Raw genomic sequence first — 23,268 nt, 5'->3', positions numbered from 1 at the left:
GGTGCGGACACTGCGTGAAGGACGAGAGATCTGACGGTCCGTCGGACGAACCGCTGTCATTGACGCGCAGACCGCCGGGGAAGGCAAGAGAAGATGCGGTGATCCTTCACAAACACACAAAGGCGCGGGGGCCCGGCGTCACGCCGGGCCCCCGCTGTCCTGATCCGTTCGCTCAGCCCGCGGTGACGGCCACGCGCAGCTGCCCGTCCGGACCCGCGAGCAGCACCGGGGTCTCCGGGCCGCCGAGGTCGCGTACCGCCGCGCGGTCCTCGTCCGAGGCCGCCTCGGCGTTCGACACCACGGCCGCCGCCTCCAGGGACTGGGCCCCGCTGGCCACGGCCATCGCGACCGCGGTCCGCAGCGCGCTCAGCTTGAGCGACTCCAGCTCCACGGTGCCGGCCACATAGGTGCGGCCCGTCTCGTCGCGTACGGCCGCACCCTCGGGCACGCCGTTACGGGCGCGGGCGCTCCGCGCAAGGGTGATGATCTTGAGGTCCTCGGCGCCGAGGTCGCCGTGCTCGCTGCTGAGTGTCATGAACCGAGCATAGGTCCGCGACGATGATCAGCCCGCGACCGGGTACATCGCCCCACGGCGCCCCTCCGGCGACACCAGCCACTCCAGCTTCTCGGCCGTGTCCGCCTCCGGGAGCGGCGTGTGCATCACGATGACCAGGTCCGGGCGAGCCGGGACCCTCAGCTGGGTCGCCTCGACGACGAGCGTGCCGACCAGCAGGTGCTCCATCTCCTTGCGGTTCTGGCCGCCCGGCAGGATGTCCCGCCGCTCCCACAGCTCCGCGAACTCCGGGCTCGCCTCCTTGGCCGCCTCGACCACCGCCTGGAAGCCCTCGTCGTCCGGGCACTCGGAGCACGCCGAGCGGAACTGCGCGACGACCTTCGGCGCGATCTCCTCCCAGCGCGTCGACCGCGAGCGGTACAGCGGGTCCGTGAAGAACGCGATCAGGCAGTTCTGCACGATCTCCGGGCGCATCCCCATCACGATCGCCGCCGCGTCGTTGTACATGACGGTGTTCCAGTACTGGTCCATGATGTGCGCCGGGAACGGCATCCACGCGTCGATGAGCCGCCGCAGGCCGTGGCACATGTCCCGGTCCTCCGGGGCCGCCTCCAGGGCCGGCGGGTTCAGCGCCGCCAGGACGTACAGATGACGGCGCTCGGCCGGGCTGAGCCGCAGCACCCGCGCCACCGAGTCGAGGACCTGCGGGGAGACCGTGATGTCCCGGCCCTGCTCCAGCCACTGGTACCAGGAGACCCCGACGCCCGCGAGGACGGCGACCTCCTCGCGACGCAGGCCCGGGGTGCGGCGGCGGGCGCCGCCGTCCGGGAGTCCCGCCTCGGCCGGGCTGACCCGGGCCCGACGGCTCATCAGGAACTCGCGCAGTTCGCCGAGTCGGTGCTGCTTCGCGCCGGCGCTCTCGAGAACGGTGGCCACGTGTGCTTCCTCCCCCTGGACGCGGATGGCAGATGCCTGGCGGTGCCGTGGTCGTGCCGTGGTCGTGTCCGGCGGTGCCTGGTGGTGCCTGGTGGTGCCTGGTGGTGCGACCAACAGGATAAGTTCCCGCTCCCCAGCGTTGTTCCCGTACGCCGAAGGTGGACGCATGGCAACGACGACCACCCCGCCCGAGTCCCCCACCACGCCCACCGCCTCCACCGCCCCCGCCGCTCCCCCGGCCCTCACCGGCCGCGACCGGCTCGTCCTCTTCGTCCTGTGCGCCGCCCAGTTCATGGTGGCGCTCGACTTCTCCGTCCTGAACGTCGCTCTGCCCGTCCTCGGCGCCGACCTCCACTTCGACCCGTCCGGCCTCCAGTGGGCGGTCACCGCCTTCGCCCTGCCCTCCGGCGGCTTCCTGCTCCTCTTCGGCCGGATCGGCGACCTCTTCGGCCGCAAGAAGCTCTTCCTCTCCGGTCTCGTGCTCTTCGGCGCGGCCTCCCTGCTCGCCACCCTCGCCTGGAGCCCCGGCGCCTTCCTCGCCGGCCGCGCCCTCCAGGGCCTCGGCGCGGCGGCGATCGTGCCGACCGGCATGGCGCTGCTCACCACCGTCTTCCCCGAGGGCCCGCTGCGGGCGAGGGCGCTCGGCATCTCCGGCACCCTGATGTCCCTCGGCTTCACCATCGGCATGGTGCTCGGCGGCGTCATGACCGACACCCTCGGCTGGCGCTCCACCATGGGCCTGCTCGCCGTCTTCACCCTGATCGTGCTGCCGCTCGCCCCGGGCCTGCTGCCCGAGTCCCGCACCCCCGAGCGGCCCCGCCTCGACGTGCCCGGCGCGCTGACCGTCACCGGCGGTCTGCTCTCCCTGATCTACGCCCTGACGACGGCGGCCGAGCGCGGCTTCGGCGGCGTGGACGTCCCCGTCACCCTCGCCCTGGGCGTGCTGCTGCTCGTGGCCTTCGGCGTGATCGAGTCCCGGCACCCGGCCCCGCTGGTCTCGCTGCCGGTGCTGCGCCGCCGTACCGTCGCCTTCGGCAACGTGGGCGGTCTGGTCACCTTCTCGATGATGTCGACGATCGTCTTCGCCCTGACCCTGTACCTCCAGCAGACCCTCGGCCTGTCGGCCTTCGCCTCCGGCATCGTCTTCGGTGTCCAGGGCGCGTTCTCGGTGCTCGCCGGCATGGTCACCCCGAAGGTGATCGGCCGGTTCGGTGCCCACCGCACTCTGGTGGTCTCGCTGCTCGGCCAGGGCCTGCTCACCGCCGGACTGCTCGGCATCGGCCGGGAGTCCGGCGCGGTCCTGGCGGCCGTGGCCGTCTCCCTGGCGTCGATGCTGCACCTCGGCGCGATCATCTCGTACGGCGTGACCGTCACCTCCGGCGTCCGCGACGAGGAGCAGGGGCTCGCGACCGGTCTGGTCACCACCACCCAGCAGGTCGGTCTGACCGTCGGCATCCCGCTGCTGGGTGTCCTCGCCACCACCGGCTCCGACCTCTTCGCCGGGGTCCGCACGGTCATCGCCGTCGACGCGGCGATCGTGGTCGGCGCGGCGGTCCTGGTCGCCCTCGGCCTGCGGCGCCGGTCCTGAGTCAGGGGCGGTCGAGGCGGAGCCGTACCGCCTTCGGAAGACCGGCGACGACGAGGTCGTACGAGTCCTCGACGAGCTCCCGGACCATCCGGTCCGGGAGCTCTCCGACGGTCACGGTGTTCCAGTGCCGCTTGTTCATGTGGTAGCCGGGGGCGATCGCCGGGTGCTCCTCGCGGAGCCGTACGGCCTCGTCCGGGTCGCACTTGAGGTTGACCCGCAGCGGACGGCCGTCGAGCCACGAGAGCGCGAACATCTTCCCGGCGACCTTGAACACGGAGGTGTCCGGGCCGAACGGGAACTCCTCCGAGGCGTCGTTGAAGTCCAGGCAGAAGGCGCGCAGCTCGTCGGGGGTCATTCCGGCTTCTCCTCCGGTTCCAGCGGTTCCACGAGCACGGTGACGATCTTGTTCCGGCGGCCGGCCGGCGATTCGGCCGTCAGCCGCAGCGAGCGGCCGTCCGGCAGCTCCACGACCGCCTTGGCGCCGGAGATCGGGACCCGGCCGAGCGCCTTGGCGAGCAGCCCGCCGACGGTCTCCACGTCCTCGTCGTCGTACTCGTCGGGGCCGAAGCCGTACAGCTCGCCGAGGTCGCCGATGTCGAGGCGGGCGGTGACCCGGTAGCGGTCATCGCCGAGCTCCTCGACGGGCGGCAGCTCCCGGTCGTACTCGTCGGTGATCTCGCCGACGATCTCCTCCAGGATGTCCTCGATGGTGACGATGCCGGCCGTGCCGCCGTACTCGTCGATGACGACGGCGACGTGGTTGCGCTCCTGCTGCATCTCGCGCAGCAGGTCACCGGCGTTCTTGGTGTCGGGCACGAAGGCGGCGGGCCGCATCGCGGTGGACACCAGGTCGGCCTCGGAGTCCCGGTTGATGTGGGTCCTGCGGACCAGGTCCTTCAGATAGACGATGCCGACGATGTCGTCCTCGTTCTCCCCGGTGACCGGGATCCGGGAGAAGCCCGAGCGCAGCGCGAGGGTGAGGGCCTGACGGATCGTCTTGTACCGCTCGATGCAGATCAGGTCGGTGCGGGGCACCATCACCTCGCGGACGAGGGTGTCGCCCAGCTCGAAGACGGAGTGCACCATGCGGCGCTCCTCGTCCTCGATGAGCGACTCCTGCTCGGCGAGGTCGACCATGGCCCGCAGTTCGGCCTCGGAGGCGAAGGGGCCCTTGCGGAAGCCCTTGCCCGGGGTCAGCGCGTTGCCGATGAGGATCAGCAGCTGCGGGATCGGGCCCATGATCCGGGCCAGCGGCAGCAGCACGTACGCGGCGGCGGTCGCCGTGTTCAGCGGGTGCTGGCGGCCGATGGTGCGCGGCGAGACGCCGACGGCCACGTACGAGACGAGGACCATGACGACGATCGCGACGAGCAGGGCCTCCCAGGTCTCCGGGAGGGCTTCCAGGCAGACGTACGTGACGAGGACGCCGGCCGCCATCTCGCAGGCGACGCGGACGAGCAGCGCCACGTTGAGATAGCGGGTCGGGTCGGCGGCGACCTGGGCCAGCTTCTCCGCGCCGCGCCGCCCGGACCGTACGGCCTCGGCGGCGCGGAAGCTGGAGACGCGGGCGAGACCGGCCTCGGCGCAGGCGGCGAGCCAGGCCACGATGACCAGCGCGACGGCGCCGAGGATCAGCGAGACGTCCATCGGGTCAGGACACGGTCGGAGCCGGGGACGGGCCGGTGAGGCCCTTCTCCGCGCGCCAGCCGTCGACGATCGCCGCCTGGAGGCCGAACATCTCGGCCTTCTCGTCCGGCTCCTCGTGGTCGTACCCGAGCAGGTGCAGCACCCCGTGGACGGTGAGGAGCTGGAGCTCCTCGTCCATGGAGTGCTGCGTCGGCGCGTCCTTGCCCTGCTGGGTGGCGACCTCGGGGCAGAGCACGATGTCGCCGAGGAGCCCCTGCGGGGGCTCCTCGTCGTCCTTCGACGGCGGGCGCAGCTCGTCCATCGGGAAGGACATGACGTCCGTCGGCCCGGGCAGGTCCATCCACTGGATGTGGAGCTGCTCCATCGCCTCCGCGTCCACGACGATCACCGAGAGCTCGGAGAGCGGGTGGATGCGCATGCGCGCGAGCGCGTAGCGGGCGATGTCGAGGATCGCCTGCTCGTCGACCTCGGTACCGGACTCGTTGTTGACGTCGATCGACATGGTGCTCAGTTACTACTTCCCGTTGCGGATGTCGTACTGCTCGTACGCGTCGACGATACGGCCGACGAGCTTGTGCCGGACGACATCCTGCGACGTGAGCATCGAGAAGTGCACGTCCGGGACACCGTCGAGGATGTCGCGGACCTGCCGCAGACCGCTCTTCGTCCCGCCCGGCAGGTCGACCTGGGTGACGTCACCGGTGATGACGATCTTCGAGTCGAAGCCGAGGCGGGTGAGGAACATCTTCATCTGCTCGGGGTTCGTGTTCTGCGCCTCGTCGAGGATGATGAACGCGTCGTTGAGCGTCCGTCCGCGCATGTACGCCAGGGGCGCGACCTCGATCGTCCCGCTCGCCATGAGCTTGGGGATCGAGTCGGGGTCGAGCATGTCGTGCAGCGCGTCGTACAGCGGCCGCAGGTACGGGTCGATCTTCTCGTAGAGCGTGCCGGGCAGGAAGCCGAGCCGCTCGCCCGCCTCGACGGCGGGCCGCGTCAGGATGATCCGGGTGACCTGCTTGGACTGCAGGGCCTGGACCGCCTTCGCCATGGCGAGATAGGTCTTGCCGGTGCCGGCGGGGCCGATGCCGAAGACGATCGTGTGCTTGTCGATCGCGTCGACGTACCGCTTCTGGTTGAGCGTCTTGGGACGGATCGTGCGTCCCCGGCTGGAGAGGATGTTCTGTGTGAGCACCTCGGAGGGCGTCTCGACCGCCGCTCCGCCCTCCCCGTTCTCCTCGCGCAGCATGGCGATCGAGCGTTCCACCGCATCCTCCGTCATCGGCTGACCGGTGCGGAGCACCAGCATCATCTCGTCGAACAGTCGCTGGATCAGCGCGACTTCCTTCGCGTCGCCGATCGCGCTGATCTGGTTGCCCCGGACGTGGATGTCCGTCGTGGGGAACGCCTGCTCGATCACGCGCAGCAGGGCGTCGCCGGAACCCAGCACCATGACCATGGGGTGCTTCGCGGGGATGGTGAAGCGGGCTTCTGCCTGCCCCGGCGCGGGGGCGTGGGCTGTGGGTGTCTGAGTCATGGGCCGGCACAAAGGCCTGCGCATACCTCCCGTTGCGGGGTTCTCGCCGCTCGACAACCTCTCGGCTTCCAAGCCTACGACCAGGTACCGACAAGCCCGAAAGGGTTTACGAGTGGGCTGCTCTGAACCCGATCGTCGGCACCGCCCGGCGCAGCGGCCACGGGCGGGCCGGGGCGGGAAGGAGCCGCTCCAGGAAGGCGTAGCGGCCGCGCAGCGCCTCGGGGTCCTGGCGGGCGTGACCCTGGACGTGCTGCCACCAGGCGGCGATCTCGCCCCAGGTCGGGGCGGACAGCGAGCCGCCGAACTCCTGCACGGAGAGTGCGGCGGTCAGGCCGGCGAAGGCGAGCCGGTCGGCGAGCGGCCAGTCGGCGAGGGTGCCGGTGACGAATCCGGCGACGAAGACGTCCCCGGCGCCGGTCGGGTCGAGGGCGGAGACCTGGATCGCGGGGACCTCGGCGGTCTCGCCGGTGGCGCCGTCGACGGCGTAGGCGCCCTCGGAGCCCAGCGTCACCACGGCGTAGCGGACCTTGTCGGCGAGGGCGCGGGCGGCGGCCCGGGGGCAGTCGGTGCGGGTGTAGCGCATCGCCTCGGCGGCGTTCGGCAGGAAGGCCTCGCAGTGCTGGAGGTCGGTGAGGCCGGCCAGGTCCCAGCGGCCGGTGTCGTCCCAGCCGACGTCGGCGAAGACCTTGGCGCCGCCGCGGGCGGCCTGGGCCACCCAGTCCTCGGAGCGGCCGGGCACGAGGGAGGCGACGGCCGCGCGCGCGTGCGGCGGGTAGGCGGGCAGGGCGCCGTCGAGGGGCGGGGCCTCGTGGCCGTGGGAGACCATCGTGCGTTCGCCCTCGTAGGCCATGGAGACGGTGACCGGGGAGTGCCAGCCGGGGACGGTCCGGGAGAGCGAGAGGTCGATGCCCTCGCCCTGCTCCAGGGCGTCCCAGCAGTACTCGCCGTAGTGGTCGTCGCCGAACGCGGCGGCGAGCGAGGTCCGCAGGCCGAGGCGGGCGAGGGCGGTGGCCATGTTGGCGACGCCTCCCGGGCTCGACCCCATGCCGCGGGCCCAGGACTCGGTGCCGCGGACGGGGGCGCTGTCCAGGCCGGTGAAGATGATGTCGAGGAAGACGGTGCCCGTGAGGAAGACGTCGCAGGCGGGGTCCGTGGGCTCGCGCAGGCACACCAACGGGTCGACCCCGGCATCGTGTTGCGGCTGCTCTCCCCTTGCTGTGGTCACGGCAGGCTCCCCGGTCGTGGTGCGGATCAGATCAGTGTGCCCGATGGGGGTGGGGTGACGGGTGGGACGCACAAGAAGGCCCCTGGTTACCCACGAACTCACCCATCAAACAAAGAGTGACTCGGATCACACCCCGAACGGGCGGAAACCACCTTCTCCCGCCACTCACCTGCTTGATACACATGGTCCGCGACCCCGTGCCCCGCGCACACCACCGGGCGCTCCACCCCTCCCCCTTCCTTTCCCGGGAACGCCCATGTCCTCGCGGACTCGCGGCGCGGGGGCCCTCGTCGCCCTCGTCGCCCTCTTCACGGCCGGCTACCTCGCCCCGTACCTCCTGCCGACCGTCGTCGGCCGCCTCTCGGCCGGTCTCGGCCTCACCCCGTCCCAGGCGGGCCTGGTCGGCTCCGTGCTGCTCCTCGGCTCCTCCACGGCCGGCTTCACGCTCGCCGCGCGCGGGGAGCGGATCGGGCCGCGCCGGGCCGCCCGCGCGGGCCTGCTGGCGATGGCCGTCGGATACGGCTCCGCCGCCGCGACCGGCCTCGTACCGCTGGTCGTCGCGGGCGCCGTCCTCGGCGGCCTCGGCTCGGGCACGGCGACGGCGGTGGCCGTGGCCGGGATCGCCGGGCAGCGCGACCCGCACCGGGCCTCCACCCTCGGCCTGCTCTCCGTCTCGGCGACGGCCGGCGCCCTCTACCTGACGCTTCCGCACCTGGGCGGCGGCCACGCCGCCCCACTCCTCGCGATCGCGTGCGGGGCGGCGCTGGTGTGGCCCTTCACGCGCGGCCTGCCCGCCACCCCGCACACGGTCCGCGAGACCGCGGGCGTCTCCGGCGTCCGCGAGACGGCGAGCGCCTCCGGTCCCCTCCCCCACCGGCGGGCGGGCGCCGTGCTCGCCGGGGGCATCCTGTGCTGGTCCCTCGCGCAGAACGCCCTCTGGGGTGTGAGCGGCCGCATCGGGCTCACCCAGGCGGGCCTCTCCGAGGTCACCGTCGGCGCGGTCTTCGCGGCGGCGCTCGGCGCGGGCCTCGCCGGAGTCACGGCGGCCGGCGCACTCGGCTCCCGCCTCGGCCGGGCGGTCCCGATCGGCGCCGGCACGGTGGCGATCGCGGGCTGCGTCCTGCTCAGCTCGACCGCCGAGAGCCTCGCGGGCTTCGCGACCGGCGAGATCCTCTGGAACGCCGTCTACCCGGTCGTCCTGTCCTACCTGCTCGGCCTGGCGGCCTCCCTGGACCCGCGCGGCCGCTGGGCCGTCATGGTCGGCTCGGCCTCGTCCCTCGGCGTGGCCTGCGGCCCGGTCGCCGGCTCCCTGCTCTCCGACCGCGCCGGCTACCCGGGCATGGGCCTGGCCCTCTGCGCCCTGCTCCTGCTCGTCGCCGCCCCGATGACGGCCGTCGCCCGCCACGCCTCCGGCCGCCCCCTGGTCCCGGGCTCGATCCGCCGCCGCGGCGGGGCCCCCGCGGCGGTCCTCGCGGGCCGCGGTTCGGGGACGGCCCTGGTCCCCCAGATGGGAGCCCCCGAGCAGGAGGTCACCCCGATCCCGGTCGCCACGGGGCGCCGCCGGGCGGCGAAGTCGGCGTTCCGGCTGGCCCGCCCCTCGGACCGGGGCTGAGGGATCACCTGAGGGTCCGAGGCCTCACCCCTGCCCGAACCGCCAGAAGTGGTCGGCGTACGGGCCGCAGGGGTACTGGTTGACCGGCGCCGTCTGCCGGGTGCTCGCCCCGGGGACGGCGAGGCAGAGCCCGCTGTTGGAGTTCACGATCCGGTAGAGCGGGCGTCCGGCCGTGTCCCGCTTCTGGTACTCGACCCGCCAGAGGTGGTCCGGGTAGTCGCCGCAGGGGTACTGGTTGACGTTCACGGCGGTGGCCTTGCTGGCCCCCGGCACGGCCGCGCAGTACCCGCTGTTGCCGTTCACGATCCGGTAGCGGGCCCGTCCGGCGCCGTCCGCGCCCGCGGGCCGCAGGTGCCAGAAGTGGTCGGCGTACGGGCCGCAGGCGAACTGGTTCAGGTCGACGACCGCGGTCGAGGCGCCGGGCACCGCGAGACACAGACCGCTGTTGCCGTTCACGATCCGCACCGCCGGACCCACCGGGGGCGCCATGGCGCCGCCGTCCCGCGGCGCGGGCGGCACCCGCGTCGGGGACTGCCGGGCGGGCGGCGGCGTCTCCGGTGCCCGGGTGGGGGCGCCGCTCGGTTCCGGCACCGAGCTGGGCGCGGCCGTCCCCGGCGTGGTCGTTCCCGGCGCCGTCGGGGACGGCGTCGCGGACGTCGGCCCGGTGCCCGGTGCCTCGCCCGCGGTGGACGAGACCGCCGAAGGCACGACCTGCGCGGGCGGCGGCGCCGACGCGTTGCCCGTGCGCTGCGTCTGGGTCAGGACCGTCGCCAGAGCGCCGACCAGGGGCACCACCACCCCGGCCACCCACCAGGCCCACCGGGGCGGATGCGGGGCCGGCCGGTCGGCCGGGGCGGTTCCCGGAGCGGCTCCCGCGGCTCCGGGACTCGGCGGCGTGGCCGTGGTGTCCCCCGTGGGACCGGGCGTGTCTGACACGTGCTGCTCCCCCCGAAACAACTGTCGTCGCCCGAGTATCACCCCACGGCCGGACCCGGAAACCCGCAATCCGAAAACACGTACGCCCGACGTCTCCGCATCACCGGCCCCGGCTTCTCCCACTCACCGACTCCGGTTTCCCCCGCTCACCGACTCCGGTTTCTCCCGCTCACCGGCCCCCGAACTCGTACGCCTCCACCTCGGCCAGGTAGCGCGCCCGCCGCTCCTCGTCGTCCTCCAGGAAGGACGCCTCGAACGAGTTCCGCGCCAGCTCGCGGAGCTGGTCCTCCGTGAGGTCCAGCGCCTCCCGCACGCCGTCGAAGTTGTCCCCGACGTAGCCCCCGAAGTACGCGGGATCGTCGGAGTTCACGGTCACGAGCAGCCCCGCCGTCATCATCGTGCGGAGCGGATGGTCGGCGAGGGTGTCGATGACGCGGAGCCGGACGTTCGACAGGGGGCAGAGCGTGAGCGGCACCCGCTCGCGGGCCAGCCGGTCGACGAGCTCCGGGTCCTCCATGCAGCGCAGGCCGTGGTCGATCCGCTCCACGCCGAGGACGTCCAGGGCCTCGCGGACATAGGCGGCGGGGCCCTCCTCGCCCGCGTGGGCGACGCGCCGCAGGCCGAGCCGGGCGGCCTCCTCGTACACCTCGCGGAACTTGGCCGGCGGGTGGCCGACCTCCGCCGAGTCGAGGCCGACTCCGGTGATCCGGTGCAGATACGGCTTCGCGGCCTCCAGGGTCGCGAGGGCCGACTCGGCCGACTCGTCGCGCAGGAAGCACAGGATGAGCCGGGTGGAGATCCCGTACCGCTCCTCGGCGCGGTCGAGGGAGGCGCCGAGGCCCTCGATCACGGTGCCGATCGGGACGCCGCGGGCGGTGTGCGCCTGCGGGTCGAAGAAGATCTCGGCGTGCCGGACGCCCTGGGCCGCGGCCCGCTCCAGGTAGGCATCGGCGAGCTCGGTGAAGTCCTCGGCGGTGCGCAGGACCGCCATCAGCTCGTAGTAGAGGTCCAGGAAGGACTGGAGGTCGCTGAAGCGGTACGCCTCGCGGAGGGCGGCGGTGTCGGCGTACGGCAGGGTGACGCCGTTGCGGGCGGCGAGCGCGAAGGCCAGCTCGGGTTCGAGGGTGCCTTCGATGTGGAGGTGCAGTTCAGCCTTGGGTACAGGCATGTTCACGTTCGTTTCGGTACGGGGACCCTCATGAGGTCCTGGGCAATGGTCAGCTCGCCGTCGAACCCGGCCGCCCGCGCCTGCCGTTCGAAGGCGGCGGGGTCGGAGTAGCGCTGCGAGAAGTGGGTCAGGACGAGATGGCGCACGCCCGCGTCCCGTGCGACCGCGGCGGCCTGTCCGGCCGTCAGATGGCCGTGGTCGGTGGCGAGCCGGACGTCCTCGTCGAGGAAGGTCGACTCGATGACGAGCATGTCGGCGCCTTCGGCGAGGGCGTGCACCCCGTCGCAGAGCCGGGTGTCCATGACGAAGGCGAAGCGCTGCCCGCGCCGGACCTCGCTGACGTCGTCGAGGGTGACGCCGTTCAGGCTGCCGTCGCGCTGGATCCGGCCCACGTCGGGGCCCTTGATGCCGTGCGCGGCGAGCTTCCCGGGCAGGATGCGGCGCCCGTCGGGCTCGGTGATCCGGTAGCCGTAGGACTCGACGGGGTGGGAGAGCCGGCGGGCGTCGAGGGTGAACTCCTCGGTGACGGCGAGCGGCCCGTCGGCGGCCACCGGGGCCTCGGTCAGCTTCACCGTCTCGCGGTAGGCCGTGGCGTACCGCAGCCGCTCGAAGAAGCGCTGCCCGCTCTCCGGGTAGTGGCAGGTGACCGGGTGCGGGACCTGGTCGAGGTTGATCCGCTGGATCACCCCGGCCAGGCCGAGCGAGTGGTCGCCGTGGAAGTGCGTGACGCAGATCCGGTCGAGGTCGTGCGCGGCGACCCCGGCCCGCAGCATCTGCCGCTGGGTGCCCTCACCGGGGTCGAAGAGGATCCCTCTTCCGTCCCAGCGGAGCACGTAGCCGTTGTGGTTGCGGTGCCGGGTCGGGACCTGGCTCGCGGTCCCGAGGACGACCAGTTCGCGTACGGACACGGCTTATCCGGGGGGCCAGTTGAGACCGCGGCCGCCGAGCAGGTGCGCGTGGGCGTGGAAGACGGTCTGGCCGGCGCCGGCACCGGTGTTGAACACGATCCGGAAGCCGCTGCCGTCGATCTTCTCCTGCTCGGCGATCTCGCCCGCCTCGCGCAGTATGTCGGCGGCGACGGTCGGCGCGGCGGCGGCCAGCGAGGGGGCGTCGGGGTAGTGGACGCGCGGGATCACGAGGATGTGCGTGGGCGCCTGCGGGTTGATGTCGCGGAAGGCGACGACGGTCTCCGTCTCGCGCACGATCGTCGCCGGCACGTCCCCTTCCGCGATCTTGCAGAACAGGCAGTCGCTCTGCGGCTCTCCAGCCATGTCCCGGACCTCCTAGGTCGGATGACGATCACTACCCGGTCATGCTATCCGCCGCCTCCGGCAGTCGGTGGAAGCCGGTGGGAGCCTGTGGAAAACCCTCAGTCCTTCGGTGCACGGCGGTTGAGCGCGGAGCGGCTCACCCAGTACGTGATGATCACGCCCCAGAACAGGGGCGTGCCGACTCCGCTCACCACGCCCGAGTCGAAGGACCACAGGGCGAGCGAGGCGAGCGAGTAGAGGCCGAGGAGCCCGACGGCCCCGGCCATGAACAGCACGGGCCGGCAGTTGCGTGCCACCAGGAGCATCGGCCGGCGCAGCCGCGGCGGCACCCGGCGGGCCATCCACACCGCCCATCCGGTCCAGGCTCCGACGATCACGGCCCCGCCGACCAGGAGCGGGACGGCCGCGTCGGCCCAGGTCGCGGGGGTGGGGATCGCGGCGAGGGCGACGGCGGCGGCCAGGAAGCCGACGAGCGCGACCCAGCGGGCCCCTGCGGCGGTGTTCCAGGCCATGGCCTCCAGGTTGTAGCGGGCCTTGCGGTCCTGGAGGTCGAGCGCGGCGGAGGCGACGAAGCCCTCGGCGGCCTGGGTCCAGGCTCCGCGCCGGAACCAGCGGCGGCGCAGGCGCAGCAGCGAGAGGTTGTTGTGGGCCTCGCTGCTCTGCGGGTTGAGGCGCAGGGTCGTCTCGTACGCGCGCTGTGCCGTGGCGTGGTCGCCGCGCCGCTGGGCGGTGAGGCCGACGAGGAAGTGTGCCGCGTCCTCCTCGGGCGCGAGGCCGACGGCGGTCCGCGCCGCCTCGTACGCCTCGACGGTACGCGCGGGCGTGCGGGCGTGTTCGGCGTACTCGGCGAGGGCGGTGCCGAGCGCGTAGTGGGTGCCCCAGTAGTTCGGGGCGAGTTCGACGGCGTGCCGGGCGGTGGCCTCGGCTTCCTGGAACCGCCGGTCGGCGAGGAGGATGTGGACGCGCATCAGCCAGCCCCCGAGCAGCTCGGGCTCGGCCCGCAGGGCCTGGTCGACGGCGGTGAGGGCGGCGGCCCGCTCGCCGGCCCGGTGGTGGCAGCGGGCGAGCAGGACGAGCGCCTCGGCGTCCTCCGGTTCGGTCGCCAGGTGCCGGGCGACGAGCTCGCCGGCCTGCGCGTACCGACCGGTCTCGTAGAGCGCCTCGGCGCGGGCGAGCGCGGTGGATGCGGTCACAGCTTGCGCTTCCGCTTGAGGTGGGCGAGGAGGTCGTCGTACAGGCCGCCCTCGTTGGCGAACATGGCGACGTTCCGTGCGGCGGCGAACCACGGCTCCGTGGACGGCTTGATCTGCTTGGCCGCGCCGAGCAGGTCCTTGGTGGTGATCAGGCGTACGGAGCCGGTGCGGGCCGATTCGAGGAGCGCGGTCTCGGCGGCCGTCTCGCAGACATGGGCGAGGTCCGCCCCGGAGAAGTCCTCGGTGGCCTTGACGAGCTTGCCGAGGTCGACGGCCTCGATGGGGCGCTCCCGCAGGTGGTAGCGGAGGATCGCCTCGCGGGCGGCGGCGTCCGGCGGCAGCACGAGCAGGGTCCGGTCGAGGCGGCCGGGGCGGCGCAGCGCGATGTCCACGTCCCAGGGCACGTTGGTCGCGGCGAGCACGAAGACGCCCTCGTTGCCGGCGCCGCTCGCGATGCCGTCGAGCTCGGTGAGGAGCTGGTTGACGACATTGCGCAGGCCGCTGTGGTGCGTACGGGAGCGCTTGGCGCCGAGGGCGTCCAGCTCGTCGAGGAAGACGACGCAGGGGGCCTGGCGGCGGGCGGTCTCGAAGATGTCGTGGATGTTCTTCTCGGAGGCCCCGATCCACATGTCGAGGACGTCGGAGAGCGAGACGGTGAGGAAGTTGGCGCCGAGTTCGCCCGCGACGGCCCGCGCGATGAAGGTCTTGCCGCAGCCGGGCGGGCCGTACAGGAGCAGGCCGCCGCGGAGCGACTTGCCGTACAGCCTGCGCAGTTCGGGGTTGCGCATGGGCGCGAGGAAGGCGGCCTCCAGGCGCTCCTTGACCTCCTCCATGCCGCCGACGTCGGCGAGGCGTACGGCGCCGGGGGCGTCGACGTCCCAGGCGGCGGCGTCCCCGGCGATCCCGTCGCCGCCCTCGGCCTGCGGTTCGTCGAGGAACCGGGGTCCGACGAGGTCCTGCACCTGCTGCTCGGCGGCGTCCCAGTCGAAGGAGGGCGCGGGCGCGGCGGGCTCTTCGGCGGCGGTCGCGGGCGCGGCGGGCTCTTCGGGAAGGGGCGCGGGCGCGGCCGGCTCTTCGGGGACGGGCGCGGGCGCGGAGGCGGGCGGCATCCCCATGGCCCGCATCATCAGCGCACGCGCGTCCGTGTCACCGGGCGCGTGCTGGAGGGCGACGGCCGCCTCCGCGACGGCCTCGTCGTTGCGCCCCTCCGCGAGGAGGAGCTCGGCGAAGTGGAGGCGCAGGGGCACGTCACCGGGGGCGGCGGCCACGGCGGCGCGCAGACTGCGGATGAGGGGGGACTCGTCGGCCATGCGGGTCAGCCTAAGGAGCGTTCGGGGGCCGATGTCCACCGGGTGCGGCAGGCCGCGGGGCGTAGGGTGCGCGGCATGAGACGGGAAGGCGCGCCGCGCAGACTGACCGTGGACGGCACCGTGTGGCTGTGGAACGTCCGGCACCGGCACCCCGACTGCCGGACGGTGCTCTCGCTGCGCCGCGCGGAGCACCGCCACGCGCAGCTCCGTCTCGTCTTCCGGGACGGCCCGGGCCGCATCGTGGCCGGATACCCCTTCGGCCTGGGCGACGTGGCCTCGACGGACGGCGACATCCTGAACCTGAACAGGCCGGGGGTCGTACGACGGTTCCTGGACGAGGCCGCGGCCCGCGGCCTCCTCCCCACCGCCCACGGCGTCCGCGAGGAGAACGCCTGGCCGCTGTACGACACGCTCACGGCCTCCGAGGAGGCCTAGGGGGTGTCTTGCCGATCAGGCCGGATCAGGGAGCGGCGTCTGGTGCCTGGGGCCTCCCCAGGCCCGCCAGGGCCGAGGGGACGCATCGCAGGCGGAGGAGGGAGTCATGGCGGAGCCATGCCGACCGACGACAACGCGGCGAGGCGCGGTGCCAGACGCCGCGAGCCCGGCCTGATCGGCAAGACACCCCCTAGCTCCAGCGGCCGGTGCGCCCCAGGACCAGCGCCGTCGCCGCCGTGCCGGCCGTCGACGTGCGCAGGACGCTGCGGCCGAGGCGGTACGGCTTCGCACCGGCGGCCTCGAAGGCGGCGAGCTCGTCCGGGGAGACCCCGCCCTCGGGGCCGACGATCAGCACGATCGAGCCCTTGGCCGGGAGTTCGGCGGTCGCGAGGGCGCCGCTGGGGTGGTCGCGGTCCTCGTGCAGGACGGCCGCGAAGTCGGCGTCCGCGAGGAGGGCGGCGAGCTGCTTGGTCGTCATGAGGTCGGCGACCTCGGGGAAGCGGGTGCGGCGCGACTGCTTGCCGGCCTCGCGCGCGGTGGACCGCCACTTGGCGAGCGCCTTGAGGCCCCGGTCGCCCTTCCACTGGGTGATGCAGCGGGAGGCGGCCCAGGGCACGATCGCGTCGACGCCGGTCTCCGTCATGGTCTCGACGGCGAGTTCGCCCCGGTCGCCCTTGGGAAGGGCCTGGACGACCGTGATGCGCGGCTCCTCCTCGGGGTCCTCGTGGACCTCGTCGACCCGCACGGTCAGCTCGTCCCTGCCCTCGGCGGAGACCACCACGCACGCGGCCCAGCGGCCCCGCCCGTCGGCGAGCACGAGCTCCTCCCCGGCCCGCAGCCGCTTCACGGAGACGGCGTGCCGCCCCTCGGGCCCGTCCAGGAGGAAGCTCCCGGCACCGGGGACGGTGTCGACGACGAAGACGGGTGCGGTCATGAGGCGCTCCTGGGGGCCAGCTCGGAGAGAGCGGTGTCGAGTTCGGCGGCCAGCACCTCGACCAGCTGCCCGGCGGGGAGTTCGCGGGCGAGGCGGTGGCCCTGGCCGGCCCACAGGGCCATGCCCTGGGCGTCGCCGGCGGTGGCGGCGGCCTTGCGGAGCGGGGCGGTGAGGTGGTGGATCTCGGGGTAGGCGGCGGGGGCGTACGGCCCGTGCTCGCGCATGAAGCGGTTGACGAGACCGCGCGCCGGGCGCCCGGAGAAGGCCCGGGTGAGGGCGGTCCGGGTGAACAGCGGGTCCGTCAGGGCCTGCTTGTGCAGGGGGTGCGCGCCCGACTCGGGGCAGCGCAGGAAGGCCGTGCCGAGCTGGGCGGCGTCGGCGCCGGCGGCGAGGACGGCGGCGATCTGCGCGCCGCGCATGATCCCTCCGGCGGCGACGATCGGCAGCGCGACGGCCTCGCGGACCTGGGTGACGAGGGTGAGGAGCCCGGTGCCGGGGGCGCCTTCGTCGGCCGGGTCGTCGCGGTACGTGCCCTGGTGTCCGCCGGCCTCGACGCCCTGGACGCAGACGGCGTCGGCGCCGGCGCGCTGCGCGGCGAGGGCCTCGTCGGCGGAGGTGACGGTGACGATCGTGTACGTACCGACGCGGTCGAAGGCGTGGAACGTCTCGCGGGCGGGGCAGCCGAAGGTGAAGGAGACGACGGGGACCGGGTCCTCCAGGAGGATGGCCAGCTTCGCGTCGTACGCGTCGTCGCGGGAGTCGTCGGTCTCGCCGAGCGGGGTGTCGTACCAGGTGGCCTCACCGGCGAGCTGGTGGCGGTAGACCTCGACGGCGGCGGGGTCGGCGGGCCGCCCGTCCTGCGGCATGAAGAGGTTGACGCCGAAGGGGCGGGCGGTGAGCCCGCGGACCTGCTTGATCTCCTGGTACAGGCCTCCGGCCGTCTTGTACCCGGCGGCGAGGAAGCCGAGCGCCCCGGCCTCGCAGACGGCTCCGACGAGCTCGGGACAGGAGGCGCCACCCGCCATGGGGGCCTGCACGATCGGAAACCGAGAGAGATCGTTCAGTGCGGTGGTGGACATATGGGCATCGTGTCATGCCGCAGGGAGGGACATGGAAAGGGGCGGTATCCAAGAATGGATACCGCCCCTTTCCAGGTCCACAGGCCTACCGCCCGTTGAACGCGTCCTTGAGCCGCGAGAACAAGCCCTGCTGTCCCGGCTGGAACTGCCCCGTGGGCCGCTCCTCGCCGCGCAGCTTGGCCAGTTCGCGCAGGAGGCGTTCCTGCTCCGCGTCGAGCTTGCTCGGGGTCGTCACCTCGACGTGCACGATCAGGTCGCCCCGGCCGTTGCCCCGCAGGTGCGTGACGCCGCGCCCGTGCAGCGGGATCGACTGGCCGGACTGCGTGCCCGGCCGGATGTCGATCTCCTCGACGCCGTCGAGCGTCTGCAGCGGCACCTTGGTGCCGAGCGCGCCCGCCGTCATCGGGATGGTGACCGTGCAGTGCAGGTCGTCGCCGCGCCGCTGGAACGTCTCGTGCGGCGTCTCGTGGATCTCGACGTACAGGTCGCCGGCGGGGCCGCCGCCGGGGCCGACCTCGCCCTCGCCCGCGAGCTGGATGCGGGTGCCGTTGTCGACGCCGGCCGGGATCTTGACCGTCAGCGTGCGACGGGACCGGACCCGGCCGTCGCCCGCGCACTCGGGGCACGGGGTCGGGACGACGGTGCCGAAGCCCTGGCACTGCGGGCAGGGGCGGGAGGTCATGACCTGGCCGAGGAACGACCGGGTGACCTGGGAGACCTCGCCGCGGCCGCGGCACATGTCACAGGTCTGCGCGGAGGTGCCGGGCGCGGCACCCTCACCCGAACAGGTGGTGCAGACGACCGCCGTGTCGACCTGGATGTCCTTCGTCGTGCCGAAGGCCGCCTCGTTGAGGTCGATCTCCAGACGGATCATGGCGTCCTGGCCGCGGCGGGTGCGCGAGCGCGGGCCGCGCTGCGAGGCCGTGCCGAAGAAGGCGTCCATGATGTCGGAGAAGTTGCCGAAGCCACCGGCCCCGAAGCCGCCGCCCGCGCCACCGCCGCCGGAGGCCGAGAGCGGGTCGCCGCCGAGGTCGTAGACCTGCTTCTTCTGCGGGTCCGAGAGGACCTCGTAGGCGGCGTTGATCTCCTTGAAGCGTTCCTGCGTCTTCGGATCGGGATTGACGTCCGGGTGCAGCTCGCGCGCGAGCCTCCGGAACGCCTTCTTGATCTCGTCCTGGGAAGCGTCGCGGCGCACGCCGAGTACGGCGTAGTAGTCCGTGGCCACTTACGACTCCGCCAGGATCTGTCCGACGTAACGTGCCACTGCGCGTACCGCTCCCATCGTTCCGGGGTAGTCCATGCGGGTCGGTCCGACCACGCCGAGTTTGGCGACTGCCTCGCCGCCCGAACCGTAGCCGACCGAGACGACGGACGTGGAGCTCAGCCCCTCGTGCGCGTTCTCGTGCCCGATGCGTACGGTCATGCCCGATTCCTTGGCCTCGCCGAGCAGCTTGAGGAGCACGACCTGCTCCTCCAGGGCTTCCAGGACGGGCCTGATCATCAGGGGGAAGTCGTGTCCGAAGCGGGTGAGATTGGCGGTGCCGCCGATCATCAGCCGCTCCTCGTGCTCCTCGACGAGCGTTTCGAGGAGGGTCGCGAGCACGGTCGAGACCGTGGCGCGGTCCTCGACCTCCTCGAAGGACTCGGGGAGGTCCTGCACCAGCTGCGGCACGTCGGCGAACCGGCGGCCGACGACCCGGCTGTTGAGCCGGGCCCTCAGATCGGCGAGCGAGGTCTCGCCGAAGGGCGTGGGGCAGTCGACGACCCGCTGCTCGACCCGGCCGGTGTCCGTGATGAGGACGAGCATCAGGCGGGCGGGGGCCAGCGAGAGCAGCTCCACGTGCCGGACGGTCGAGCGGGTCAGCGAGGGGTACTGCACGACGGCGACCTGGCGGGTCAGCTGGGCCAGCAGTCGTACCGTACGCCCGACGACGTCGTCGAGGTCGACGGCTCCGTCGAGGAAGTTGTGGATGGCGCGCCGCTCGGGTGTCGACAGCGGCTTGACGCCGGCGAGCCGGTCGACGAAGAGGCGGTAGCCCTTGTCGGTCGGGATGCGCCCGGCACTGGTGTGAGGCTGGGCGATGTACCCCTCCTCCTCCAGGACGGCCATGTCGTTGCGCACGGTGGCGGGCGACACGCCGAGCTTGTGGCGCTCGGTGAGCGCCTTGGAGCCGACGGGCTCCTCCGTCCCGACGTAGTCCTGGACGATGGCGCGCAGGACCTCGAGTCTGCGTTCGCTGAGCATCGTGGCGCACCTCCAGCTGTCGTCGTTCCGGTTGCTCCGCTTTTGGCACTCGCCCTGTCCGAGTGCCAGCGATCCCCCGGCCAGTGTACGGCGGCGGACATCGCTCCTGGCAAGGAGGCGGCGCCCGCACCGGTTAGCGTCGCCCCATGGACGTGGATTGGGAAGCGTACGGATGGGAGCGGCTCGCGGACGGGGTGGGCCGGCGACGGCTGCCCGGCTGGGACGCCACGGTCGGGCTGGTCCTGGGCACACGGGGGGTGCTGCTCTACGACACGGGCTCCTCGATGGCGGAGGGTGCCGAACTGCGGGCACAGGTGGCGGCACTCACGGGCGGCCGGAAGGTGACACACATCGCACTCAGCCACCCCCACTTCGACCATGTCTTCGGCACGGCGGCGTTCGCGGGAGCGGAGGTCTTCGGCGCGGTGGGCTCGGACGAGCTGATGCGGCGGGTACGGGACCGGGAGGAGCTGCGCACGGACGCGGTACAGCAGGGTCTTGACGCGGAGGCGGCGGCGGAGGCGGCGGACCTCCTGGTGGCACCGCGGCACGTGGTCTCGGGCGAGTGGACACTCGACCTGGGCGACCGCCAGGTCCTCCTGGCGAACGTGGGCCCCGGCCACACAGGACACGACCTGGCGCTCTGCGTCCCCGGCGCGCGGGAGGTCGTCTTCTGCGGCGACCTGGTGGAGGAGTCGGGCGAGCCGCAGGCGGGCCCGGACGCGATCCCGTCCCGCTGGCCCGACGCCCTGGACCGGCTGCTCGCCCTGGGCGGCGAGGAGGCGGCGTACGTTCCGGGACACGGCGCGGTGGTGGACGCCACGTTCGTCCGGGCACAGCGCGATGAACTGGCACGCCGCTTCGAGGTGTCGTAGCGTCGCCCAAATGCGCAGCTACAACCCGGACCTGACGCCGTCTTGGAAGAAGCCGAAGCCCGTCCCGGAGGTCCCGGCGGACCCCGACCTGGTCGTCGAAGAGGTCACCACGGGCTTCTGCGGGGCGGTGATCCGCTGCGAGGCGGGCACGGTGACCCTGGAGGACCGCTTCGGCAAGCACCGGGTCTTTCCGCTGGAGCCGCGCGGCTTCCTCCTGGAGGGCAAGGTCGTGACCCTGGTCCGCCCGGCCTCGGGCGGTCCGGTACGCCCCACCCGTACGGCCTCCGGCTCGGTCGCCGTGCCGGGCGCTCGCGCGCGCGTGGCGCGGGCGGGCCGGATCTACGTCGAGGGCCGCCACGACGCGGAGCTCGTCGAGCGGGTCTGGGGCGACGACCTGCGGATCGAGGGCGTGGTCGTGGAGTACCTGGAGGGCGTCGACGACCTGCCCGCGATCGTCGCGGAGTTCGGCCCCGGCCCGGACGCCCGGCTCGGCGTCCTGGTGGACCACCTGGTGCCGGGCTCGAAGGAGTCGAGGATCGCCGCCCGGGTGACCTCCCCGGACGTCCTGGTCGTCGGCCACCCGTACATCGACGTCTGGGAGGCCGTGAAACCGTCCTCCCTCGGCATCCCGGCCTGGCCGGCGGTCCCCCGCGGCCAGGACTGGAAGACGGGCGTCTGCCGCGCCCTCGGCTGGCCCTCGGACAACACGGGCGCGGTCTGGCAGGCGATCCTCAAGCGCGTGACGTCCTACAAGGACCTGGAACCGGAGCTGCTCGGGCGCGTGGAGGAACTGATCGACTTCGTGACGGCGCCGCGGGAGCCGTAGGCGGACGCGTCCCGGGAAGGCGCGGCCCGGTGTCCCGGGACAGGGGTGTCCCGGCGTCTCGGGACTCCGGATCCGCGCCACGGCGGACGGGTCCGTGCGAGCGTGGCGGAGTCTTCACCGGCGCCGTCCTTCCGCCGCGCCGCCACCGTCACGTCATCCGGAGGAATCCGTGTTCTCCCACCCCGCATTCACGAGGGCCGCACTGCTCGTGTCCGCCACCGCTGTCGCCGTGACGGGCCTGGCGGGCACCGCCAGTGCCCGCCCGGGTGCCCCCTACCTCTCGTACGGCAGCCAGGGCGAGGGCGTGAAGTGCGCCCAGATCGCGGTGAACTGGGCCAATGCCTACCCCGTCGACCTGGCCGAGGACGGCATCTGGGGCGAGCAGACGCAGTGGGGCGTGGTCGCCTTCCAGCGCTGGAAGCTGGGTGACTCCCAGGCGGACGGCATCGTCGGGCCCAACACCGGCGACAAGATGCTGGAGACCCTGCGGGCGTACAACCCGGAGACGGCGAACTACTGCTACCGGTACCTGCCGAGCCACTGACACCCCCAGGGCGTGCCCCCGCCCGGGGGCACGCCGGGCCCACCTCCGCGAGGCCGCCCTTCGCCCCCTGGGGCCTGTCGGGCCCTGATCCGCCGGACAGGCCCCGTCCTAGTCCACCAGGTCCCGCACCACCGCGTCCGCCAGCAGCCGCCCCCGCAGCGTCAGGACCGCGCGCCCCGCCTCGTACGACGCGGGGTCGAGCAGCCCGTCCCCCAGCGCCTTGCGCGAGGCCGCGAGGCCCGCGGGCCTGAGGATCGACAGCTCGACGCCCTCCCGCAGCCGCAGCTCCAGGAGGATCCGCTCGACGCGCCGGTCCTCCTCGGCGAGGATCTCCCGCCCGGCGCCGGGAGAACGCCCCTCCGCGAGCGCGGCGGCGTACGCGCCGGGATGCTTCACGTTCCACCAGCGGACGCCGCCCACGTGCGAGTGCGCCCCGGGCCCGGCGCCCCACCAGTCCGCGCCGCGCCAGTACAGCTCGTTGTGGAGGCAGCGCCCGGCTTCGGAGGTGGCCCAGTTGGACACCTCGTACCAGGAGAAGCCGGCCTCCTCGAAGGCCGCGTCGGCGATCAGGTACCGGTCGGCGTGCACGTCGTCATCGGTCATGGGCACCTCACCGCGCCGGATGCGCCGGGCGAGCTGCGTCCCCTCCTCGACGATCAGGGCGTAGGCACTGACATGGTCGGGCCCGGCGCCGATGGCCGCCTCCAGCGAGGCCCGCCAGTCGTCGTCGGACTCCCCGGGCGTGCCGTAGATGAGGTCGAGGTTGACGTGCTCGAACCCGGCGGCCCGCGCCTCCCCGACGCACGCCTCGGGCCGCCCCGGCGTGTGCGTGCGGTCGAGGATCTTCAGCACGTGCTGCCGGGCGCTCTGCATCCCGAAGGAGATCCGGTTGAAGCCCCCGTCCCGCAGCTCGGCGAGATAGGCGGGGTTCACGGAATCCGGATTCGCCTCCGTCGTCACCTCGGCGTCGTCCGCGAGCCCGAACTCGTCCCGGATCGCCCCCAGCATCCGTACGAGGTCCCCGGCGGCGAGCAGCGTCGGCGTGCCGCCGCCGACGAAGACGGTCCGCACGGGCCGCGGGTCGTCCCCGAGGACCTTCCGGGCGAGCCGGATCTCCTCGACGACCTGCTCGGCGTAGTTGTCACGGGAGGCGAGCACACCGCCCGTACCGCGCAGCTCGCTCGCCGTGTACGTGTTGAAGTCGCAGTAGCCGCAGCGCGTCGCGCAGTACGGCACGTGCAGATAGAACCCGAGCGGCCGCTCCCCGGCCCCTTCGAGGGCGCGCGGGGGCAGCGCCCCGTCGTCGGGCACGGGCTCACCATCGGGCAGTACGGAAGGCATGGGATCCATTGTCCCGTACTGCCCGAGTGAACCTCCGGCCCGCGGGGTCACTGCC

At 73.0% G+C, this 23,268-nt stretch carries 24 protein-coding genes; 6 read left to right on the top strand and 18 right to left on the bottom strand.

The genetic code is table 11. From position 1 onward, the window contains the following. Positions 1 to 172: 172 nt before the first annotated feature. Positions 173 to 535, bottom strand: a complete 363-nt coding sequence (locus tag AC07AW_RS08830; protein WP_189801886.1) for a cytidine/deoxycytidylate deaminase family protein — start codon at positions 533 to 535, stop codon at positions 173 to 175. Between the two features lie 27 nt (positions 536 to 562). Next, a complete protein-coding gene (locus AC07AW_RS08825) occupies positions 563 to 1,450 on the bottom strand; it encodes a helix-turn-helix transcriptional regulator (RefSeq protein WP_478814745.1) in 888 nt (295 codons plus the stop codon). A gap of 166 nt (positions 1,451 to 1,616) precedes the next feature. On the opposite strand from AC07AW_RS08825, the gene AC07AW_RS08820 reads away from it, so the two are divergent. Beyond that, a complete protein-coding gene (locus AC07AW_RS08820; RefSeq protein WP_478814744.1) occupies positions 1,617 to 3,038 on the top strand; it encodes an MFS transporter in 1,422 nt (473 codons plus the stop codon). 1 nt (position 3,039) lies between these two features. On the opposite strand, the gene AC07AW_RS08815 is transcribed toward AC07AW_RS08820, so the two are convergent. The 5 genes from AC07AW_RS08815 to AC07AW_RS08795 form a co-directional block, all read right to left on the bottom strand. Then, positions 3,040 to 3,393: an MmcQ/YjbR family DNA-binding protein gene (locus AC07AW_RS08815; protein ID WP_086832460.1), complete on the bottom strand. Its 354-nt coding sequence runs from the start codon at positions 3,391 to 3,393 to the stop codon at positions 3,040 to 3,042. Beyond that, positions 3,390 to 4,685: a hemolysin family protein gene (locus AC07AW_RS08810; protein ID WP_478814743.1), complete on the bottom strand. Its 1,296-nt coding sequence runs from the start codon at positions 4,683 to 4,685 to the stop codon at positions 3,390 to 3,392. The genes AC07AW_RS08815 and AC07AW_RS08810 overlap by 4 nt, the downstream gene beginning before the upstream one ends. A gap of 4 nt (positions 4,686 to 4,689) precedes the next feature. Continuing rightward, a complete protein-coding gene (gene ybeY, locus AC07AW_RS08805; protein ID WP_041129173.1) occupies positions 4,690 to 5,187 on the bottom strand; it encodes an rRNA maturation RNase YbeY in 498 nt (165 codons plus the stop codon). A 12-nt stretch (positions 5,188 to 5,199) separates the two neighbouring features. Then, on the bottom strand, positions 5,200 to 6,219 hold the full coding sequence (locus tag AC07AW_RS08800; RefSeq protein ID WP_478814742.1) for a PhoH family protein: 1,020 nt from the start codon (positions 6,217 to 6,219) through the stop codon (positions 5,200 to 5,202). A gap of 106 nt (positions 6,220 to 6,325) precedes the next feature. Next, a complete protein-coding gene (locus tag AC07AW_RS08795; protein ID WP_369144179.1) occupies positions 6,326 to 7,444 on the bottom strand; it encodes a carbohydrate kinase family protein in 1,119 nt (372 codons plus the stop codon). A gap of 256 nt (positions 7,445 to 7,700) precedes the next feature. Between AC07AW_RS08795 and AC07AW_RS08790 the strand changes: the two genes are divergently transcribed. Continuing rightward, entirely contained in the window at positions 7,701 to 9,056 is a 1,356-nt protein-coding gene (locus AC07AW_RS08790) for an MFS transporter (RefSeq protein ID WP_478814741.1), read from the top strand. A gap of 24 nt (positions 9,057 to 9,080) precedes the next feature. On the opposite strand, the gene AC07AW_RS08785 is transcribed toward AC07AW_RS08790, so the two are convergent. The 6 genes from AC07AW_RS08785 to AC07AW_RS08760 form a co-directional block, all read right to left on the bottom strand. Further along, positions 9,081 to 9,992 carry an RICIN domain-containing protein gene (locus tag AC07AW_RS08785; RefSeq protein ID WP_478814740.1) on the bottom strand — a complete coding sequence of 304 codons (912 nt, stop codon included), beginning with the start codon at positions 9,990 to 9,992 and terminating at the stop codon, positions 9,081 to 9,083. Positions 9,993 to 10,161: 169 nt separating this feature from the next. Beyond that, a complete protein-coding gene (locus AC07AW_RS08780; protein ID WP_478814739.1) occupies positions 10,162 to 11,160 on the bottom strand; it encodes an adenosine deaminase in 999 nt (332 codons plus the stop codon). Positions 11,161 to 11,162: 2 nt separating this feature from the next. After that, positions 11,163 to 12,068, bottom strand: coding sequence for a ribonuclease Z (locus tag AC07AW_RS08775; RefSeq protein WP_478814738.1), 906 nt, complete (start codon positions 12,066 to 12,068; stop codon positions 11,163 to 11,165). Positions 12,069 to 12,071: 3 nt separating this feature from the next. Then, positions 12,072 to 12,431: a histidine triad nucleotide-binding protein gene (locus AC07AW_RS08770; protein WP_478814737.1), complete on the bottom strand. Its 360-nt coding sequence runs from the start codon at positions 12,429 to 12,431 to the stop codon at positions 12,072 to 12,074. A 98-nt stretch (positions 12,432 to 12,529) separates the two neighbouring features. After that, the gene (locus AC07AW_RS08765) at positions 12,530 to 13,624 is read right to left on the bottom strand and encodes a tetratricopeptide repeat protein (RefSeq protein WP_478814736.1); all 1,095 of its coding nucleotides are present in this window, start codon (positions 13,622 to 13,624) and stop codon (positions 12,530 to 12,532) included. Beyond that, positions 13,621 to 14,934, bottom strand: coding sequence for an ATP-binding protein (locus AC07AW_RS08760; protein ID WP_478814735.1), 1,314 nt, complete (start codon positions 14,932 to 14,934; stop codon positions 13,621 to 13,623). Before AC07AW_RS08760 ends, AC07AW_RS08765 begins: the two co-directional genes overlap by 4 nt. A gap of 75 nt (positions 14,935 to 15,009) precedes the next feature. Here AC07AW_RS08760 and AC07AW_RS08755 point away from each other — a divergent pair, with 75 nt between their 5' ends. Then, a complete protein-coding gene (locus AC07AW_RS08755) occupies positions 15,010 to 15,369 on the top strand; it encodes a hypothetical protein (RefSeq protein WP_478814734.1) in 360 nt (119 codons plus the stop codon). Between the two features lie 190 nt (positions 15,370 to 15,559). Here the strand turns inward: AC07AW_RS08755 and AC07AW_RS08750 are convergent, their stop codons facing one another. The 4 genes from AC07AW_RS08750 to hrcA form a co-directional block, all read right to left on the bottom strand. After that, on the bottom strand, positions 15,560 to 16,303 hold the full coding sequence (locus AC07AW_RS08750; RefSeq protein ID WP_478814733.1) for a 16S rRNA (uracil(1498)-N(3))-methyltransferase: 744 nt from the start codon (positions 16,301 to 16,303) through the stop codon (positions 15,560 to 15,562). Then, a complete protein-coding gene (locus AC07AW_RS08745) occupies positions 16,300 to 17,382 on the bottom strand; it encodes a nitronate monooxygenase (RefSeq protein WP_478814732.1) in 1,083 nt (360 codons plus the stop codon). The genes AC07AW_RS08750 and AC07AW_RS08745 overlap by 4 nt, the downstream gene beginning before the upstream one ends. A gap of 85 nt (positions 17,383 to 17,467) precedes the next feature. Continuing rightward, complete coding sequence (gene dnaJ, locus AC07AW_RS08740; protein ID WP_030684863.1) at positions 17,468 to 18,607, bottom strand: molecular chaperone DnaJ; 1,140 nt, start codon at positions 18,605 to 18,607, stop codon at positions 17,468 to 17,470. Further along, on the bottom strand, positions 18,608 to 19,627 hold the full coding sequence (gene hrcA, locus AC07AW_RS08735; RefSeq protein ID WP_478814731.1) for a heat-inducible transcriptional repressor HrcA: 1,020 nt from the start codon (positions 19,625 to 19,627) through the stop codon (positions 18,608 to 18,610). 146 nt (positions 19,628 to 19,773) lie between these two features. On the opposite strand from hrcA, the gene AC07AW_RS08730 reads away from it, so the two are divergent. From AC07AW_RS08730 to AC07AW_RS08720, 3 genes are all read left to right on the top strand, one after another. Then, positions 19,774 to 20,502, top strand: coding sequence for an MBL fold metallo-hydrolase (locus AC07AW_RS08730; RefSeq protein WP_478814730.1), 729 nt, complete (start codon positions 19,774 to 19,776; stop codon positions 20,500 to 20,502). A gap of 10 nt (positions 20,503 to 20,512) precedes the next feature. Beyond that, positions 20,513 to 21,328, top strand: a complete 816-nt coding sequence (locus tag AC07AW_RS08725) for a DUF3097 domain-containing protein (RefSeq protein ID WP_478814729.1) — start codon at positions 20,513 to 20,515, stop codon at positions 21,326 to 21,328. Between the two features lie 208 nt (positions 21,329 to 21,536). Continuing rightward, a complete protein-coding gene (locus tag AC07AW_RS08720; protein WP_478814728.1) occupies positions 21,537 to 21,872 on the top strand; it encodes a peptidoglycan-binding domain-containing protein in 336 nt (111 codons plus the stop codon). A gap of 108 nt (positions 21,873 to 21,980) precedes the next feature. On the opposite strand, the gene hemW is transcribed toward AC07AW_RS08720, so the two are convergent. Beyond that, on the bottom strand, positions 21,981 to 23,222 hold the full coding sequence (gene hemW, locus AC07AW_RS08715; RefSeq protein WP_478814727.1) for a radical SAM family heme chaperone HemW: 1,242 nt from the start codon (positions 23,220 to 23,222) through the stop codon (positions 21,981 to 21,983). Positions 23,223 to 23,268: the final 46 nt, after the last annotated feature.

The organism is Streptomyces sp. NPDC044003 (genome assembly GCF_056435185.1).
The sequence above is the reverse complement of the archived record's forward strand: the minus strand, read 5'-3'. Positions and strand labels throughout refer to the sequence as shown.